This is a genomic window from Nitrosospira sp. Nsp13, from assembly GCF_900101945.1.
GTDB lineage: Bacteria > Pseudomonadota > Gammaproteobacteria > Burkholderiales > Nitrosomonadaceae > Nitrosospira > Nitrosospira multiformis_D.
Map to the genome: position 1 here is coordinate 462,581 of NZ_FMVD01000001.1, position 16,392 is coordinate 478,972.

18 protein-coding genes are annotated in these 16,392 nt (G+C 54.0%); 4 read left to right on the forward strand and 14 right to left on the reverse strand.

The window, feature by feature from the left end:
- Positions 1–20 precede the first annotated feature (20 nt).
- From BLO43_RS02130 to BLO43_RS02140, 3 genes are read right to left on the reverse strand one after another with little or no spacing between them, the layout of a single operon-like run.
- Positions 21–533, reverse strand: coding sequence for a terminase small subunit-like protein (locus BLO43_RS02130; protein ID WP_090905561.1), 513 nt, complete (start codon positions 531–533; stop codon positions 21–23).
- A complete protein-coding gene (locus BLO43_RS02135; RefSeq protein WP_090905563.1) occupies positions 526–831 on the reverse strand; it encodes a hypothetical protein in 306 nt (101 codons plus the stop codon). Before BLO43_RS02135 ends, BLO43_RS02130 begins: the two co-directional genes overlap by 8 nt.
- Positions 815–1,216: a hypothetical protein gene (locus BLO43_RS02140; RefSeq protein WP_090905565.1), complete on the reverse strand. Its 402-nt coding sequence runs from the start codon at positions 1,214–1,216 to the stop codon at positions 815–817. The genes BLO43_RS02135 and BLO43_RS02140 overlap by 17 nt, the downstream gene beginning before the upstream one ends.
- 472 nt (positions 1,217–1,688) lie before the next feature.
- On the opposite strand from BLO43_RS02140, the gene BLO43_RS02145 reads away from it, so the two are divergent.
- On the forward strand, positions 1,689–2,273 hold the full coding sequence (locus BLO43_RS02145) for a hypothetical protein (protein WP_090905567.1): 585 nt from the start codon (positions 1,689–1,691) through the stop codon (positions 2,271–2,273).
- Here BLO43_RS02145 and BLO43_RS16645 read toward each other — a convergent pair.
- The gene (locus tag BLO43_RS16645; RefSeq protein WP_175443818.1) at positions 2,270–2,416 is read right to left on the reverse strand and encodes a hypothetical protein; all 147 of its coding nucleotides are present in this window, start codon (positions 2,414–2,416) and stop codon (positions 2,270–2,272) included. The two genes, BLO43_RS02145 and BLO43_RS16645, sit on opposite strands and share 4 nt — an antisense overlap.
- Before the next feature lie 48 nt (positions 2,417–2,464).
- Here BLO43_RS16645 and BLO43_RS02150 point away from each other — a divergent pair, with 48 nt between their 5' ends.
- The 3 genes from BLO43_RS02150 to BLO43_RS02160 are packed head-to-tail and all read left to right on the forward strand — an operon-like array spanning position 2,465 to position 7,971.
- Positions 2,465–5,893, forward strand: a complete 3,429-nt coding sequence (locus BLO43_RS02150) for an alpha/beta fold hydrolase (RefSeq protein ID WP_090905569.1) — start codon at positions 2,465–2,467, stop codon at positions 5,891–5,893.
- A gap of 58 nt (positions 5,894–5,951) precedes the next feature.
- Positions 5,952–6,476 carry a Bor/Iss family lipoprotein gene (locus BLO43_RS02155; protein WP_139149217.1) on the forward strand — a complete coding sequence of 175 codons (525 nt, stop codon included), beginning with the start codon at positions 5,952–5,954 and terminating at the stop codon, positions 6,474–6,476.
- Positions 6,406–7,971, forward strand: coding sequence for an FAD-binding protein (locus BLO43_RS02160; protein ID WP_090905573.1), 1,566 nt, complete (start codon positions 6,406–6,408; stop codon positions 7,969–7,971). The genes BLO43_RS02155 and BLO43_RS02160 overlap by 71 nt, the downstream gene beginning before the upstream one ends.
- Positions 7,972–7,974: 3 nt before the next feature.
- On the opposite strand, the gene BLO43_RS02165 is transcribed toward BLO43_RS02160, so the two are convergent.
- The 10 genes from BLO43_RS02165 to BLO43_RS17140 form a co-directional block, all read right to left on the reverse strand.
- Positions 7,975–8,400 (reverse strand): hypothetical protein, encoded by a 426-nt coding sequence (locus BLO43_RS02165; RefSeq protein WP_090905849.1) that lies wholly within the window; start codon positions 8,398–8,400, stop codon positions 7,975–7,977.
- Between the two features lie 152 nt (positions 8,401–8,552).
- Complete coding sequence (locus BLO43_RS16650; RefSeq protein ID WP_175443819.1) at positions 8,553–9,866, reverse strand: chymotrypsin family serine protease; 1,314 nt, start codon at positions 9,864–9,866, stop codon at positions 8,553–8,555.
- 107 nt (positions 9,867–9,973) lie between these two features.
- Positions 9,974–10,882 carry a hypothetical protein gene (locus BLO43_RS02175; RefSeq protein WP_139149218.1) on the reverse strand — a complete coding sequence of 303 codons (909 nt, stop codon included), beginning with the start codon at positions 10,880–10,882 and terminating at the stop codon, positions 9,974–9,976.
- 71 nt (positions 10,883–10,953) lie between these two features.
- Positions 10,954–11,478, reverse strand: coding sequence for a hypothetical protein (locus BLO43_RS02180; protein ID WP_090905575.1), 525 nt, complete (start codon positions 11,476–11,478; stop codon positions 10,954–10,956).
- A gap of 109 nt (positions 11,479–11,587) precedes the next feature.
- Positions 11,588–12,697, reverse strand: coding sequence for a hypothetical protein (locus BLO43_RS02185; protein ID WP_217628009.1), 1,110 nt, complete (start codon positions 12,695–12,697; stop codon positions 11,588–11,590).
- Positions 12,698–13,495: 798 nt separating this feature from the next.
- On the reverse strand, positions 13,496–14,110 hold the full coding sequence (locus tag BLO43_RS02190; RefSeq protein WP_090905576.1) for an FmdE family protein: 615 nt from the start codon (positions 14,108–14,110) through the stop codon (positions 13,496–13,498).
- A 54-nt stretch (positions 14,111–14,164) separates the two neighbouring features.
- Positions 14,165–14,596, reverse strand: a complete 432-nt coding sequence (locus BLO43_RS02195) for a hypothetical protein (RefSeq protein ID WP_090905577.1) — start codon at positions 14,594–14,596, stop codon at positions 14,165–14,167.
- Between the two features lie 42 nt (positions 14,597–14,638).
- Positions 14,639–15,205: an NADPH-dependent FMN reductase gene (locus BLO43_RS02200; protein ID WP_090905578.1), complete on the reverse strand. Its 567-nt coding sequence runs from the start codon at positions 15,203–15,205 to the stop codon at positions 14,639–14,641.
- 322 nt (positions 15,206–15,527) lie between these two features.
- Positions 15,528–15,995: a dioxygenase family protein gene (locus BLO43_RS02205; RefSeq protein WP_368086127.1), complete on the reverse strand. Its 468-nt coding sequence runs from the start codon at positions 15,993–15,995 to the stop codon at positions 15,528–15,530.
- Between the two features lie 188 nt (positions 15,996–16,183).
- Complete coding sequence (locus tag BLO43_RS17140; RefSeq protein ID WP_302847659.1) at positions 16,184–16,309, reverse strand: hypothetical protein; 126 nt, start codon at positions 16,307–16,309, stop codon at positions 16,184–16,186.
- Between the last annotated feature and the right edge of the window lie 83 nt (positions 16,310–16,392).

A 16,392-nucleotide genomic window follows, 5' to 3' on the forward strand; every position in this document is an offset into this window, starting at 1 on the left:
TCATGAGACCCAATACCTGGCTACTTGCCGGCAGCAAGCATTGCGACAAAGGCTACTTCGACCTTGTGCACGATCGGCTTGCCCGTATCGCCGTCTTCTCGCGTATTCAGCAATTTGTCACCGTATTTCTTGGGCGCGAGCCTCGCCGCATACCACTTGCGTGCGTCGATGCGGAGCTGGGAGCGTGCGATAACCTCGCGGTTCATCACTTCTTTTCCCTTCTCATCGGTATAGGTATCTTTTGATCCGTCATCCGAAATTTCTATGATTTCTTCGGCATAGGCATCCACGCAAAGCTCCTTCGCACGCAGGTATTGCTGCATGAGCACCGCATCGCTCGCCAGCCAGTTCCATAAGACCCGTTGACTGATACCAGTCTCCACACACATCGCCCGTGCCGATTTTCCCAGCGAAATACCGGTACAGATTGCGTCCACCAGTTCACGGGTTTTTATGGTCGGAGCCCCTCTTTTGCTGTTTGGGGCAGCATTTACCGGTTGCTTCGCTTTTTTCTGGAGTCTATGCTCATTCATGATCTGATTCTTTTAGCGGCAGACTGTTGCACCCCTTTACCGCCGCAAGCAATTTAATCTCGCATGCCCAGCGTTCTTCTATTTCGGCACGCAGCGCACGATTAATAGTCAAGGAGTCGTCCTTTGCGGATATGCGATCAACCGCGTAAGCTGATTTGCACTCTGCCGGTGTTTCAACCTGGCATAAAACGGCAACCGGCTTTTCGACCACCTGTGTCTGAATGACAGGTTTGCCTGCGCAACCACTCACCATTAATGCAAATAATGGCAGCGCCACGAGGCTAATGTGATAAGTCATGGCGTTGGCGGCTTTGCACATACTGTATTTGTTCCGTATTTATCATCTCGCATTGTTTGCCAGGTGTCGCTGCCGGAACTGGCCGAAGAGAGCGTATTTTTTTTGCGTTGCCGGTGTGTGTTGCCGCAGCGATTGCGGCTCCGCGCATCGCCTTGATCGCATCTTTTTCTCTTTTAGCGGTGGCTACTGTCAGTGCCTCCAGCGCCATGCGTACGGACTGAATATCAGTAGCGCATCTATCATTTGCCGCCGATAACATTGCATTGTTGGTATTAAGCCGCTGTATCTGTGCTGCCGCTCGCCAGTCACTAAATGCGAACCCGCCACCGAAGGCAAGCGCGGCAAGGACGGCAATCACTATTGCTGTAATCGCTGGACTAATCATTTACGTTACCTATGAAAAGAACCCCGCTCTGGGGCAGAAATAAAAAACCCGCGCATGGCGGGGCAGATAAGGAAAACCGCACGAAGCGGTTTCTGGATACAAGGCAAAAAAATACCCGCATAAGCGGGTTTGGGTACTACATAAACGCCCACACGGGGCAGGCAACAAAAAGCCCGTTTTGAACGGGCGGATAAGTGAATAAGCGGAAAATAAAAAACTCGCCTGAAGCGAGCTTTAAATATTGTGTTTGGACACAGAAATCCACAATATAGGTACGTATTATATAGCGTTACCGGCATTTGTCAAGCTATTTGTTGCCAAGATTTACGGTATTAATCCCATTCTGTTCAAAAATTGATTTTTCCCTCATCAATGCTATAAATAGCTGTATGTGAGCAGGCTAAGCTATAATTATTTGAAGTTATCTCATGGTTTTGAAATTCCTGAGTATTTTTAATACTTGAGCAATCCTGTGATCAAACATTTTGCGAAATATCTCGTGACCGTACTCGGTGTGGTCTATTCGAGCTATCCAGGCTACACAGCGGCGCAGGAAGCAAGCGGCATGGACGCGAATATGGGCGCATTTCCGGCGGAGATGCACCAGGGCATGGTTCAGAACAGTCCATTCATCTCCCCGGGAACCCTCCCGAATCACAATCCCTATACTGACAATCGTGTCCCTGGCGGCCCCACCCGCGGCGCTCCGCCCGGCACTCCGTTAATACTATTGCCGGTACCAGCCAATAGTATGTCCGGGATCAACACTCCGTACGGAACCCAGTTTCCCGGCAGTTACATGCCTGGTGGCACCCCCCTCCATCGATACAATGGTTATGTGGTGTGCGATCCTCCAGACCTGAACAAGGGGACAGCCACCGGGGCAGCGACGGGTGCAACGGCACAGCGTATCGTCAAGATTACGACAACAAGGTCTCCCTCTGCCCCCGGTCATCAGCAGCCTTGTCCTGTCTATACGGTAAATGGCGAGATCCAGCCGCCAAAAGGCTACACAACTACGACTACCGCTACACCATCGATTCGAAGTGTGCCCTAATAAAAAATAATTGACTCATCAAGGAGTGCGGGAATGGTTTTCATGACGATGACAATTTCCGGAATAATAAAAAATGCCTGCTTCACATGTGTTGCCCCCCACAGCACAAGTAGCCTTTTGGTCTTGTCCGCCGCAAGCTTCATCCCACAACATTGTCGTGCTCTCGACGATGCCACTGTACAGGTGCCTTCATGACACGCCTCTCCATTCCGCTTGAGAATTTGAAACCCCATTACGATGTTGTCGTCGTTGGTTCCGGCTACGGCGGTGCGATAACGGCCTCCCGTCTTGCACGTGCTGGAAAGCATGTTTGTCTGCTGGAACGTGGCAAGGAGTTTCAGCCGGGTGAATATCCCGATACACCCGTTGAGGCTGCTGCTGAAGTTCAGATGGATTTGCCCGGCAAGCATATAGGTAACGTGACGGGCCTGTATGATTTTCGTATCAACAGCGACATGAACGTTTTCATGGGCTGCGGTCTCGGGGGAACCTCGCTCGTTAACGCCAATGTATCGTTGCCGCCGGAGCCTCGTGTCATGCAGGATACCGCCTGGCCGCTGGCGCTTCGCACGGATGCCGATGAGCTGTTAGAGAAGGGTTTCGATCTTGCGCGCGAGATGCTGAAGCCGGTGCCCTACCCTGCGGATTTCCCGCCGCTCGCCAAGCTGGACGCGCTCGAAAAATCCGCGAATTCGTTTCTTCAGAATACGCCCAACGCTAAATTTTACCGTCCTCCCATCAATGTGAATTTCGACATCGACGGAATAAATCACGTGGGTGTTGAACAACATCCTTGCAAGCTCTGCGGCGACTGTGTCTCGGGTTGCAACTACAGCGCAAAGAATACGATTCTGATGAATTATCTACCCGATGCGCGCAATTTTGGTACGGACATTTTCTGTGAATGTGCCGTACGATGGGTGAAGCGCGCCGGCGATAAATGGATCGTCCATTTCGACTCGATCGGCGACGGCCGTGAAAAATTTGACGCTCCGACGCTGATAGTCAGCGCGGATGTGGTAGTAATTTCCGCCGGGACGCTGGGCTCCAATGAAATTCTGCTGCGTTCGCGCGAAAAGGGTCTGAAGGTTTCCAATCGGCTGGGTGATCGCTTTACGGCCAATGGGGACGTGATGGCTTTTGGCTACAACGGCGACACGGATATCAATGGGATCGGCTACGGCCCCCTGAAGCCGGAAGGCCGCGATCCGGTGGGACCATGCATCACCGGCATCATTGATCTGCGTGAGCAATCCCTGCTACAGGAGGGCATGGTGATCGAAGAAGGCGCCATTCCCGGCGCATTGGCATCATTGATCCCGGCTGCACTTTCTACAGCTGCGAAAGCGCTCGGTAGGGACACCGACACCGGCATCGCCGACAAAATCCGCGAGGAAGCGAGAAAGAGTAGAAGTCTCATACTGGGCGCCTATCATGGCGCGACCTGCAATACCCAGACCTATCTCGTGATGGCGCATGACGACAGTGCGGGGCGGCTGGAACTGGAGGATGATCGCGTGCGTGTGGTGTGGCCCGGGGCAGGAAAACAGCCCGGCCTGAAGAAGATCAACGATAATCTTGACGAGTGCACTCAGGCAAATGGCGGGACGTTGGTGCCAAACCCTATCTGGAGCAAGCTGTTCGGCCACGATTTAATCACCGTGCATCCGCTTGGCGGCTGCGTATTGGCCGACGACGCGGCTGAAGGCGTTGTGAATGAGCGTGGGCTGGTGTTCGCGGACACACACGGTACAGCCATCCATAAAGGATTATATGTCTCGGATGGATCGGTGATCCCGCTGCCGCTCGGAGTCAATCCGTTATTGACCATTTCAGCGGTGGCCGAGCGCTGCGCTGCGCTGATTGCAAAAGATTACGGCTGGCAAATTGATTACAGGCTACCGTCCATACCACCGGCGGCTGGCCCGGCACCCGCCGTCGGCGTGCAATTTACTGAAACCATGCGCGGTTTCTTCTCGGTGGAGGAGAAGAATGACTACCTGCGTGCCGAGGAACAAGGACGCAAGAACAACACGCCATTCGAGTTCACGCTCACGGTCACGGCGGATGACATCGACTTGCTGGTGACGGACGACCGCCATCCGGCCCGCATGGTTGGCACCGTGACGGCCCCCGTGCTGTCGGAGCAACCGCTTACGGTCACGAATGGGCAGTTTTCGTTACTGACCATAGACCCGGATCAGGTCAATGCGCACAAGATGAGCTATCGCATGAACATGACAACGGAGTCTGGAAAAACCTTTCTTTTTCTTGGCTTCAAGCAGGTTCACGATGAGAAAGAGCTGGATATTTGGCCCGACACCACGACGCTTTACATCACGGTATATGATGGCGCGGAGGATACCGCACCGGTGCTGGGGAAGGGCATCCTGCACATTCTGCCAGCGGATTTTGCCAGGCAAATCGCCACAATACGCGTGTTGAATGCACCTGACACAAAAGCGCGTTTCAAGGCATTGGCAAAGTTTGCCAAATATTTTGTGGGGGTCCTGGCCGATACATATGGCGGCATTGCTGCGCGCGATAGCGTATTCGATCCCGGCGCCCCGCCGCGCAAAAAGCGTCCGTTGCGTGTGAATGAGCCTGAGGTCCACTTTTTCAATACTGACGATGGCGTGACGCTGAAGCTCACGCGCTATCGTGGCGGCGATAAAGGCCCTGTGATCCTCGCACACGGGCTGGGTGTGAGCAGCCTGATTTTCAGCATCGATACCATCGAGACCAATCTCCTGGAATTCCTTTTTAGTCACGGGTATGACGTATGGCTACTGGATTTTCGGGCGAGTATCGATCTGGTTTCAGCCAAGACCCAGTTCACAGGGGATGATATCGCTTTGCATGACTATCCCGCCGCTGTTGCGAAGGTACGGCAACTCAGCGGCGCGCCGAGCGTGCAAATGGTGGTCCATTGCTTCGGTTCGACCACATTCTTCATGGCAATGCTTGCGGGCTTGCAGGGTGTGCGCTCGGTAGTCGCATCGCAAATTGCCGCCCACACTGTCGTCACCGGCATAAACAAGTTGAAAACGGGCCTCTATCTACCGGATCTTCTGGACAACCTGGGTATAAAGTCGCTCAACGCATACGTGGATAGTAATGCCGACTGGCAGGACAAGCTATTCAATGCGGTACTGAAACTATATCCGGTGGAGTTCGAGGAGCGTTCCCGCAGCCCGGTGGATAGGCGGATCATGTTCATGTATGGCGTGCTGTATGAGCATGACCAGTTGAATAGGGCAACATTCGACGCATTGCATGAGATGTTCGGCATCGCCAACATGAGTTCATTCGATCACCTCGCACGTATCGCCCGCGCCGGTCATCTGGTCAATGCAAATGGCGACGAAGTTTACCTGGGGCATTTCGATCGACTCGCACTTCCCATCACGTTCATCCATGGCGCCGAGAATGAGACGTTCCTGCCAAAAAGTACGGAATTAACCTATAACGCACTGCGTGAAGCGAACGATCCTGACGGAGGCAAGAAGCTCTACAAACGCCATGTCATTCCGAACTATGGGCATATCGACTGTATCTTTGGTAAAAACGCGGTTGATGATGTATATCCGCTTATTCTTGATCATCTGGAATCCAATTGAACCGGAATGGGAGACAAGGGAGAAGTCAGTACAAAGTAATTTCTGGGGGAAGACCATAATGAATGCCGCAACGACGACAAGTAGCCGCAGTAGTTTTCGCTCCACCTGTCTTGCTGCCTGCATGGCCGGATTTCTGGCCTTGTCTGGCTGCGCCAGTTTTCAGATCACCATACCGGATTCCGATCCCATCAAGCCCAAGGGCCATACCGAGGGGTATCTGAAGAAGACCATGCACGCCTACTTCTGGGGACTGGTGCTTGATCCGCAGGTTCTCTCGGCGGAATGCGAGGGCCAGGGCATCAATGACGTTATTGTCTACCGCTCATTGGCGCATGACCTGGCAGGTGTTGTTACCCTGGGTTTATGGATGCCAACAGAGGTTTATTACCGTTGCAAGGCTCCTCCAACGAGGCCCGGGGTGTTGCCATCGCCGTCGAAGCGATCGAAATCACGGCAGCTTTCCTTCTTGAAGCAGATCATTGAAAGCAAAGAAAGAATAGGAGAAATAAATCATGCCCAATGGACACGGACGCAGTTTCTTCAGGCCGCAGACGCTCGAAACGGGACGGCATCAATCTTATGAACAAACGCTCGAGGGAGAATACGCTTTTAACATAGACCGGGGCGGCAAGCCACCCTTCGAAACCTACAACGATGCGACCAGGGAATTGCAGGATATCATCCAGGCCTGTCTTCAGGATGGGGCGTCACTACGGGCGCATGGCAGTCTCTGGTCGTTGAGCACGGTCGCTGTCACGGATGGCCGCCTGATCGATACCACAGCCCTGCGGCTGGCGTTCGAAGTGCCCAAGGACCTGACGAATCCCGCTTATAAGGGCGATGCAGCGAAATTGCGCTTCGTCGAGTGCGGCAACTCGGTTGCCGCATTGAACGACTATCTCTTTGCCGCTGGTTTGTCGATCAAGGGCTGCGGCTCCAACAATGGCCAGACCATTGCCGGTGCCCTGTCAACGGGAACGCATGGCGGCGCCTATAAGTTTGGCGCCATGCAGGAGATGGTTGTCGGCTTGCACCTCATCACCGGGCCGGACAAGCACGTTTACCTGGAACGGAAATCCTTCCCTGTCATGCAATCCGCCTTTGCCGAAAGCATCGGTGCCGATTTCATCCAGGACGATACGTTGTTCAATGCCGCGCTGGTTAGCTTTGGCTCATTCGGAATCATACACGGTATCATGATCGAGACGCGCGAGTTGTTCCTCCTCAATGCCGTGCGCTTCCGGCACCCTTACGATGCCACACTCAAAGCGGCGATCGCTGCTTGCGATCCGACACACATTCCCCTGCCGGCGGAAGCCGATGCCGCCCCCAGGGACAAACCCTATCATTTCGAGATCTTCTTCAACCCCAACGAAGGCACGCCCCCTGACGAGGCCATCGTTCTCATCATGTATGAGGGAATTTACGACCCGGACAACTACAATCCGCCGGAATGGAACGAGGGTGAGCCCGGTTTGGGCGCATCGGGATTGGATATCATGGGAGCGGTGGTGGGCATGATACCCAGCCCGCTCAATAAATTGGCCCTGCCATTGCTGAACAGTCAGGTGAACCAGCAGTTCGCGCCTTACTTTAAGCAGGCGCTCATTCGCGACCTCTTCCGTGGCGAAAAAACGCTGGGCAAGACCCTTGCCTGCGGCGTCGGCATGCCGGTGGCGCGCGCAGTCGAGGCAATGGAAATTGCCTTCAATGCCTATAAGGATTCAAACGCTGTTTTGCCGGTCATCCTCTCGCACCGTTTCGTCAAGGGCACCAAGGCGTTGCTTGGATTCACCCGCTTTGACACCACCGCGATCATGGAACTGGATGCGGTCAATACGCCGGAAACCCGCGCGTTCTACAACCGGATCTGGAACGAACTGGACGCGGCAGGCATCCCCTTTACGCTGCACTGGGGTAAATACAATGACTTCCTTACCCCTGATCGCGTGCGCAACCGCTATGGTAATGCCGCCGTCGATCAGTGGATCGCCAGTCGCGGAACCCTGCTGGAAAATGCGGCAGTGCGGCAGATCTTCAACAACAGTTTCACCACCCGCGTGGGGTTGGCGACCTGATTCTCAATCCCGTTTCACGGCAATCCAGGAAGTGACATCACCCGCCTTGGCCCGGCCATTGCTGTGGGGAACCGTGCGTACCACGGAACCTGTTATGGTAGGACGCTGATTGATTCCATTGGACCACATCGGAGTAAAGAAACCCACATAGTCATAAACCTGCCCATAAGAATCCTTGGTATCGCCGATCCCCCGGAATCTTACCGTGCAAGGCAAAACGAAGGTCGTCCAGCCCGATAACCGGAATTGATAAGTATCGCCGAAGGACAGGCGCCCCGCAAACACTTCTGGAGCAAATTCTTCGATGATGAGTTCTCCCCTGCCGAACTCAAGCGCATTGAAGTCCTTCGAAACGTCGGGCTCGTTGATAAAACTTCTGTACGTCCAGCTTCCCAGGATTGAATGTGGAGGCAAAATACAGTTTTGCATGGTCATGGTTCGAACCTCTTGATTTTGGTTGTAAAGCTCACTGGCGTTTTTCCCGCTGGTGAGACCGAAGGAGTTGTACCCTGCGAGTATGCTCTAAGCGCCTGATATCCCAATGAGCGCAATAACTATGGCAAAAGTAGTGGCCCATGGCGCTAGCGCATCCCCGGTGATGCCGGCAGTGGCGGATAGGGAATCAGAAACGGTGGCGGTGGCGGAAACGGGGGCATAGGTGGATAGGGGATCAACTCCGGTTCCTCGTACGGATGACATGGCTGCTCTGGTTGATCCGGTTGACTGGGCTGCCCTGGTTGATCCGGTTGACTGGGCTGCCCTGGTTGACCCGGTTGACTGGGCTGACTCGGCTGATTCGGCTGACTCGGCTGATTCGGCTGATTCGGCTGATTCGGTTGACTGGGCTGACCTGGTTGACTGGGCTGACCCGGTTGACTGGGCTGACCCGGTTGACTGGGCTGACCCGGTTGGGTCGGTTGGGTCGATTGGGTGGGCTGACCTGCTTGCGTGCCCATGCTCACATCAAGGGCAGCAAGGACAGCGGCTATAGGATTAGCCAAGCCGTAAGGGTCTTGCGGATCACCGGCAAAGTAGAGAGCGACGGCCTCATTGGCCTCATTGAGTATTACAGAGCCAGAATCGCCGTTGTCGCCGAACTTCACATTCCGGGTTGGGTCGGGCTTAATCCCGATTTGATTGGTTAGCTGGATCTGGCCAATACCATGCCCAAAGTCGAGATTTACGCTGAGTTCGTCCGTATCAACAATGCCGTATGTAAGCCCCGTGGTCCGTCCGCGCTTCCGCACGGTCTCACCGATGGTTGCCTTATTGGTACCTGATATTCTCCCGATATCGATGATCTCTCCATCCGTCTCGCGGGCCAGAACCTCCGCCACGGCACAATCAACCTGGTCGCCGAATACTCCCCGCTTCAACACCGCCACTTCCGACTGGGGGCATGTGGCGCCATCAATTCGGGAGGGTTGCGCAATAGAGTCGCCGACGGACCACGACTTGTCGATGCACAAGACATGGAAGTTGCTCAGGATCATGGGCTTCCCGGTCGCATTATCCGAGACTATGGCTCCCAGCGTCCCACCCCAGGTCATTCTATCCACCAGGCGGCACGGGCCGATGCTAATCCCACCCTTTAAAACAGGATACTCCTTCATATCTGCCTCCAGCACAAGATCAAGAGCATTCACGGCCAGAGGATGCAATACGAACCTGCGTTCGATCACGTCGGTGGGAAATCCCTCAATGGCTTGGGGAATAGCGTCTGCGGGCGCAACATCCCGCTTCTTCTCGACAAGCACACGAATCGCCAACGTACTCGTGGGCCGGCCTCCGATTTCCTTATAACCTATGTCTACTCCAGTGACACCCGGACGATTCAATAGGCTTTTTTCCACGGCTGCCTTAGCCTGTTTTAGTTTAGGATCAATCTCTGCCATAGCTGTGCCTCCAGTATTGGTCCGCAAAAATGGTTTTTTCACAGGCCATTCTAATCAATGATGAATCGGCTGCCGCTCGAATGAATCTCAATTAAGATCAATGAGCCCTACGCGGGTGTGCCTCCGGATGCAATGCCTCGTCCGATGGTCAGAAGCAGTTTTTCAGTCTCTGCGGCGTGCGTGTCGGCAACCGCTGGATCCTCTAGTCTCTCGTGGAGACCGGCAGGCGCTCCTTCCCCTGCGTTTGGCATCTTCCCCATCCATCTGCCCTTCCAGAAATCGTTCCCGAAAACACCATGAACCACTTTCCAGTTCTCAACCCGGTCGTCGACCCAACCGTAGAATTTCCAGTACACGGGATTTATCTGCATCGAATAAAAGTCGGGGAGATAGTCGTACATCGGGTCATCCCACTCGACTGGAATTGTCTCGACCTCGGGACCGGGATCGGGACGCCTACCACCGGGTACAGCTGACCATCTCCGCTTTACGGTGTCATGTACCGTAGAGTGGATAAGCGAGCCCAGCGTGCCCAGACTTATATCCTTCAAAAAACCGGGGTCTGTAAACAGGCTCTCCCACGGCTTGAGGTACTTCTCGAAGGTAAGATCTGTCTTGGATCGCGTCATGAATTGGGTGACTACCGGGAACTCTCCGGGATCAAACCACGGTGCTGGAACAGGAAAGTCTGCATCACCAGGAGACGGTATCTCCAGCCAGCCTTCTATACGCGGGTAATCTGGATCGCCGGCCTGCGTCAGTATCTTGTTCGCGTATCGGATAGCCTGACGGTGCATATACAGGTAGTCCTCGCCAGAGTCATTGTTTACGAACGGTTCTCCACTTTCATCCCGGGCTGGCCGGGGCGGCTCCCACCCAGCCGTGCGCAGCTCCTCCTGCAGATCCTTTGGATAATTTACCCAGTTATCGCGCACCTCATGCCAAAGGTAGTTATGCATTCGGCGTGCGCGGACCGCCATCGTATCGACAAGCTGCTTCGGAATGGGTGGGTTCACCGTATCTTCCCCTGATTTAACAAGCGCTCTCAGAAAATGTGTAGAGAGCGTGTAAAGGATACCAATCCTGATTACCAGCAACCATGCTGGGCTTCCAGGGCTGGATAGCCGCCATAGCCGCGCTGTGCCTCCAGGGCGGGGTAGCCACCATAACCGCGCTGTGCCTCCAGGGCCGGGTAACCACCGTAGCCGCGTGTCGCCTCCAGGGCTGGGTAACCGCCATAGCCGCGCTGTGCCTCCAGGGCTGGGTAACCACCGTAGCCGCGTTGCGCCTCCAGGGCCGGGTAACCACCGTAGCCGCGTTGCGCCTCCAGGGCCGGGTAACCGCCGTAGCCGCGTGTCGCCTCCAGGGCTGGGTAACCGCCATAGCCACGCTGTGCCTCCAGGGCGGGGTAACCGCCATAGCCGCGCTGTGCCTCCAGGGCTGGGTAACCACCGTAGCCGCGTTGCGCCTCCAGGGCTGGGTAACCACCGTAGCCACGTTGCGCCTCCAGGGCGGGGTAGCCACCATAACCGCGCTGTGCCTCCAGGGCCGGGTAACCGCCGTAGCCGCGTGCCGCCTGGGGATTGCCTTCCATCTGTGGGTAACCGTTCATAAGAATCTCCTTCATTTATGATAAATTGATGTTTAAAAAATTTTCCTCATTGTCAATTCCGCAAGCCTCCTTCATGCGTTGCAAAAATAAGCGTGAAGCGCCACTCCATCTACCAAGACTCCATAGAAAACTGTGGCATGAATGGATTACGCTGAAAAACACCAGTCTGGGCAATTAGATTGGCGACCTGCTGCGATTCGGCCATGGGAGAAACCTCATGCCCTGCAATTCCGTGCAATGCATGGGGAGCGGCCATCTCCTCGTGGCCGGGCATCTTCCCTGTCCATGTCCCCTTCCAGAAGTTATTTCCAAACACACCATTGGCGAGCTTCCAGCCCTCAACCCGGTCATCGATCCAGCCATGCAGCTTCCAGAATATCGGGTTAACGTGGCTGGAGTAGGTATCTCCCAGAAAATTGTACCGGGGGTCATCCCATTCCATGCCGATCACTTCGCCTTTCAGGGGATCGATTTCTCCCGTGGATTGCAGTGGATCGGGGCGAACAGAACCGGATGAAGCCGCCCACCTCATATGCATCGCGTTATGGATTGTCATCTCCATTATTACGCCGAGTTTGCCAAGGGTCACGCTACGCAGGAATACGGGATCAATGAACGTTTTTTGCCAGAAGCGAAAGCGTTTCTCGTAAAAGACATTGGATTTAATCCGGTCGATATTCGCGAACTGAGCTTGTCCGCTTGTCGGGTCAAACCAGGCGGGCGGCACGGGGTAACTTGGGTCATCGGGTGGAGGTGCCTCCAGCCAACCCTGCACTCGCGGATAATTTGGATCACCAACCTGCTTCAGGATAGCATTGACGTCCGCGATCATTTGCCGGTGCATATAAAGAAAATCCTCGCCGGAATCGTTTTCGAGATTCGGATTACCGCTTTCATCCATTACCGGCCGGGGCGGTCTCCAGCCCAAGTCATCGATCTTCTGTTGGATATCGCGCGGGTACCGGTGCCAGTTGTTCCGAACTTCGTGCCAAAGCCAGTGGTGCATGCGGTGCTCGCGACTCGCCATCATTTCGCTGACTTCTTTCGGAAGCGGATGATCGTTGCGACCCGCTACACAAGCCGGGCATTCCGCAGTATGTTGATGATTATGCTGATGCCCCCCTGAATGAACATGGCTGGGAGCTATATGGTGCGGTTGAGCATCAGGAGTGGCGGCGCTCATATGATGCAGTTGAGGATGCAAATTGGCGGCACTCACGGCTTTCCCTTTGAATTCATAGTAATGCCATAAACATGATAGTTCGTCATCACCGATTCTCCGTTAGCCAAAATCCCTTATTTCATCTACGGGCGACATGTACACCACTCGCTATAATTAAAAAACAGGAACGAATATTAGAAATCCGGCCAGGCTTCTTCTGTGCGGTAGCACACAGTCAGAAAATTCTTTTGATAGGATGAGTGACAGGCCTGAAATCTGCTTCTGATAAATACTTCTCAGCGGAAAAATTCTAGAGCTCTGCCTTATGACAAACGGGATGTTATTAGCATATTAAATCCGGAACACCAAAAAAATCGCTGGAAGCAATCGGGGAGCTGGAATGGGAGAGTAGTACAGATGAGTATATTTTAAGAACAAAACCCGAAAATTCTTCGGGTAGTTTCTTTACATTGTGGAGGAACCAAACACCATCTCCCCCACATAACTCAAAATAAAAAAAATTGGCAAGCGAATAAAAAAATGGGGAGAAGTTATGCCGCCAATAAAAACTAAAAAAAAACGGCGCAACACGACAAAAGAAGCAAAACATGGAACCGCTAAACCTAAATCCGGTAGTTGACCCCTCATTTAATAGATCAGTGTTATGATTAATAACAATATTTCGTATTATTTGACTTTCATCTTCTGGGAGAGGCCCGCTACGGGGTTAAAAAAACGGCCTGATAAGAGAGAATCAGCAAAGGCTTTTGAGCTCCTCAGCTAATGGGTCCCTATCATGTTGACGAGGTGAGCACCTCGTCAATCTGTAGCAGCTTGAAACAGAAAGAAATACGATTACTGCACGGGCGTAAGCCGTATTACCCGCGGGTCGTCGGCAAACTCCAGCAGCATGCGCCGCACGCGCTCCTGCCATGCTTCGGCGAAGGCGGCACGCTGGGAATCGTCAGCGTTGTCCTGCAGGATGGCGGCTAAACGCCCCCCCTGAGCCGGATCGCTCGGTACCAGCGAAACATCCAGGCTCACCGCCACGCTGGTGCCGGTATCGAGGCGCTTGAAGGTAATCGCATCACCTTCGCGGTGATCGGCGAAACTGAGCAATCCTCTGCGTTTAAAACGTCCCTGGATACCATGAAAGCCGTTATCGGCGGCCGCGCCGGTGAGCAAAGTCAGCACTTGCGCGACGACACCGGTGGTACCTTCCTTTTCCGGTGCGGGCATATGCACGGCAATGGCACCACGCTCGGCAGGTTCGTCCGGATAAAGCGCCGCCAGCGCCGCACGTCCCATCAGAAACGCACCGGCGACGGTGGGGCAGGAATGGCCAGCCAGACGTACCGCATCCTCATAGTGATATTCGAGCACGCCATCACGGGAGGCGCCCAGCGTAGCGGCAAATGGATCGTGGGTAAGCACCACCGGCGCCTGTTCATAGAAATCGGGAAAATTCATGCGGATCTCCTTGCTGAGTTGGTTGAATAAGTTGAAGTTGATCGGAAACGCCGCTTAAGGATCGGCATCGGTAACAACATCGGTAATACAGGGATGGGACTGCAATTGTGGAAAAAGCGTGCGTTCCTCATAGCGCACGTGTGCGCTGATAAGGTCAGCGAAGCGCCGCAGGCGCGCAGCAGGTTCAAGCGCGCACGGACCAGCGGCAAGTATACGCAGTTCGGCATGTTCAGCGAGCACACGCGTTACCGCCTGGGGATCGAGTGTATCCTGCGCGATTCGTATCAGCCGTTCCTCCTTCTCGAAATGCGCGGCCATCAGTGTATGCCAATGAGCCTCGATGGAGGCCATTGCCGCGGTCATCGCGACCGCACGGGCCATCGCGTCGTTCTCGTTTTCATTAGCCGCGCGCCGTGCGGTACGCGCCATGACCAGCGAGGTATGATGTTCGCGCGACAACGAAAGCAAGGCACCAGTCCGGGGCATTCAGAAATTAACCACAATGAAAGGATTCGCGGATCGGACGACTCATTCCCTCATGGTTTTCAGCGCCTGCGCCCATTTGTACAACTCATTCAGCAACGTCGCACCTGAATTCTTGTGATGCTCGCCCGGCAGAAAATTTTCGTTGTCATCGAGGTGGCTGGAAACATTCTGCACCGTGACAGCCTCCACCATCGGCATCATTTTCAACGTGGTCAAAGTGAGTTTTTCTATCAGTGCGGAACGCATGCCGCCCGAGACTCCACCATAACTGACAATCCCGGCCGGCTTGTAGTTCCATTCCTTGTAGACGTAATTCAGTGCATTCAAAAGCGAAGGTGGCGGTCCGAAGTTGTATTCCGGCGTCACGAACACATAGGCATCGGCGGCATTGACGCTGGCGGCCCATTTCTTGGTATGCGCGTGGTGGTAGTTCTGGCGGATGGGATGTTCCGGTTCATCGTATACCGGAAGATTGAATTCGGCGAGGTCGACCAGCACGGCGTCAAACTTGCCATCCAGCACTGCGAGTTCGTGAAACCAGTTGGCGACGGGAGGTCCGACACGGCCCGGCCGCGTGCTGCAGATGATGGTATGAAGTTTAAGAGTCATGATTTTCCTTATTAAACCTGAATCCGGCAGTTGACCGCTCATTTATGAGTTTAGTTCTATGATTCATAAAGATTTTATGCATCATTTGAGACCCACCTTTTGGGTGAGTCCGCTACAGGGTGATTGGTTTAACCCGCTAAATTGTTTTCACCCAGTCATTTTTTCGCTTTGATTAACCCCGGAATACCATATTGAATTCTGCCACCATGAAATCGGGCTCCTCCGGTGCTGGCGGGCTCAGTTTTACGATCAACGCTTCCGGATTGGACGCACTCTGAAGGAATGGGTCCGTCTTGTGGTAGGGATCTCCCTCGAAATACATTTATGTTATCAATTCATCATGGCGGCCCCTGACATCGAAATGAATGTGTGCCGGCCTCCTTCTGGTGGGGGTGACGGGATAGGGGGGCGGTTTTATGGTCTTGAACTGGTAACGGCCATCGGTGCCAGTGGTCACCGCGCCGAAACCGTCGAAATTGGGATCGAGCGGTGCCGGGTTCGTATCGTCGGGGTGGGCATAGCGCCCCACCGCGTTGGCTTGCCAGATTTCGACATCCGCTCCCGCGACGGGCTTACCAGCGGGGTCGATCACGCGGCCCTTGACGATGAGAAGCTGTCCCTTGGCGCGCCCCGACCCGCCGGGTACGCGCGTCAGGTCTCCGGTGCGATTGGGCTTGCTCATAATGGGATAAAAAGGCCCAAGGATCTGGTCTGCGTCCGGTTCAGAGCCATTTGCGTAAAAGCGGAACCAGCCAGTGGCAGTATGCCCGCAGCGAGCAATGCTGCTGATGCTTTCAGAATAGTGCGGCGACCATGCATTGGTCTATCAGACTTCATATTGAGACTCTCTTTTTAGAATCAACCATAATATATATAATTTATTCATAAATAAAATGTTACTAATATAATCCGAGATTCTACATTAAGAATTTGAATAGATCACCGCCCAATGGTAATACCGGCGGAGCCGGACTGTGCTCAGGACTCCACCTGGGATATTCCCCCTTGCTTGCCGGGACGCCATGTGCCGCTAATATATTGCCCATTGAAACCCGAGTATGGGGGGCCGCTTCCATTTGTTGCCGCGCTAGATTCGTTTGCCATCGTTGCTCCCGCTGTTGTTTGGTAAAAAATGAAATCGGAGAATCAAACAAAATCCCTGTTGTAACGCCATGAGCCGAAAAAAA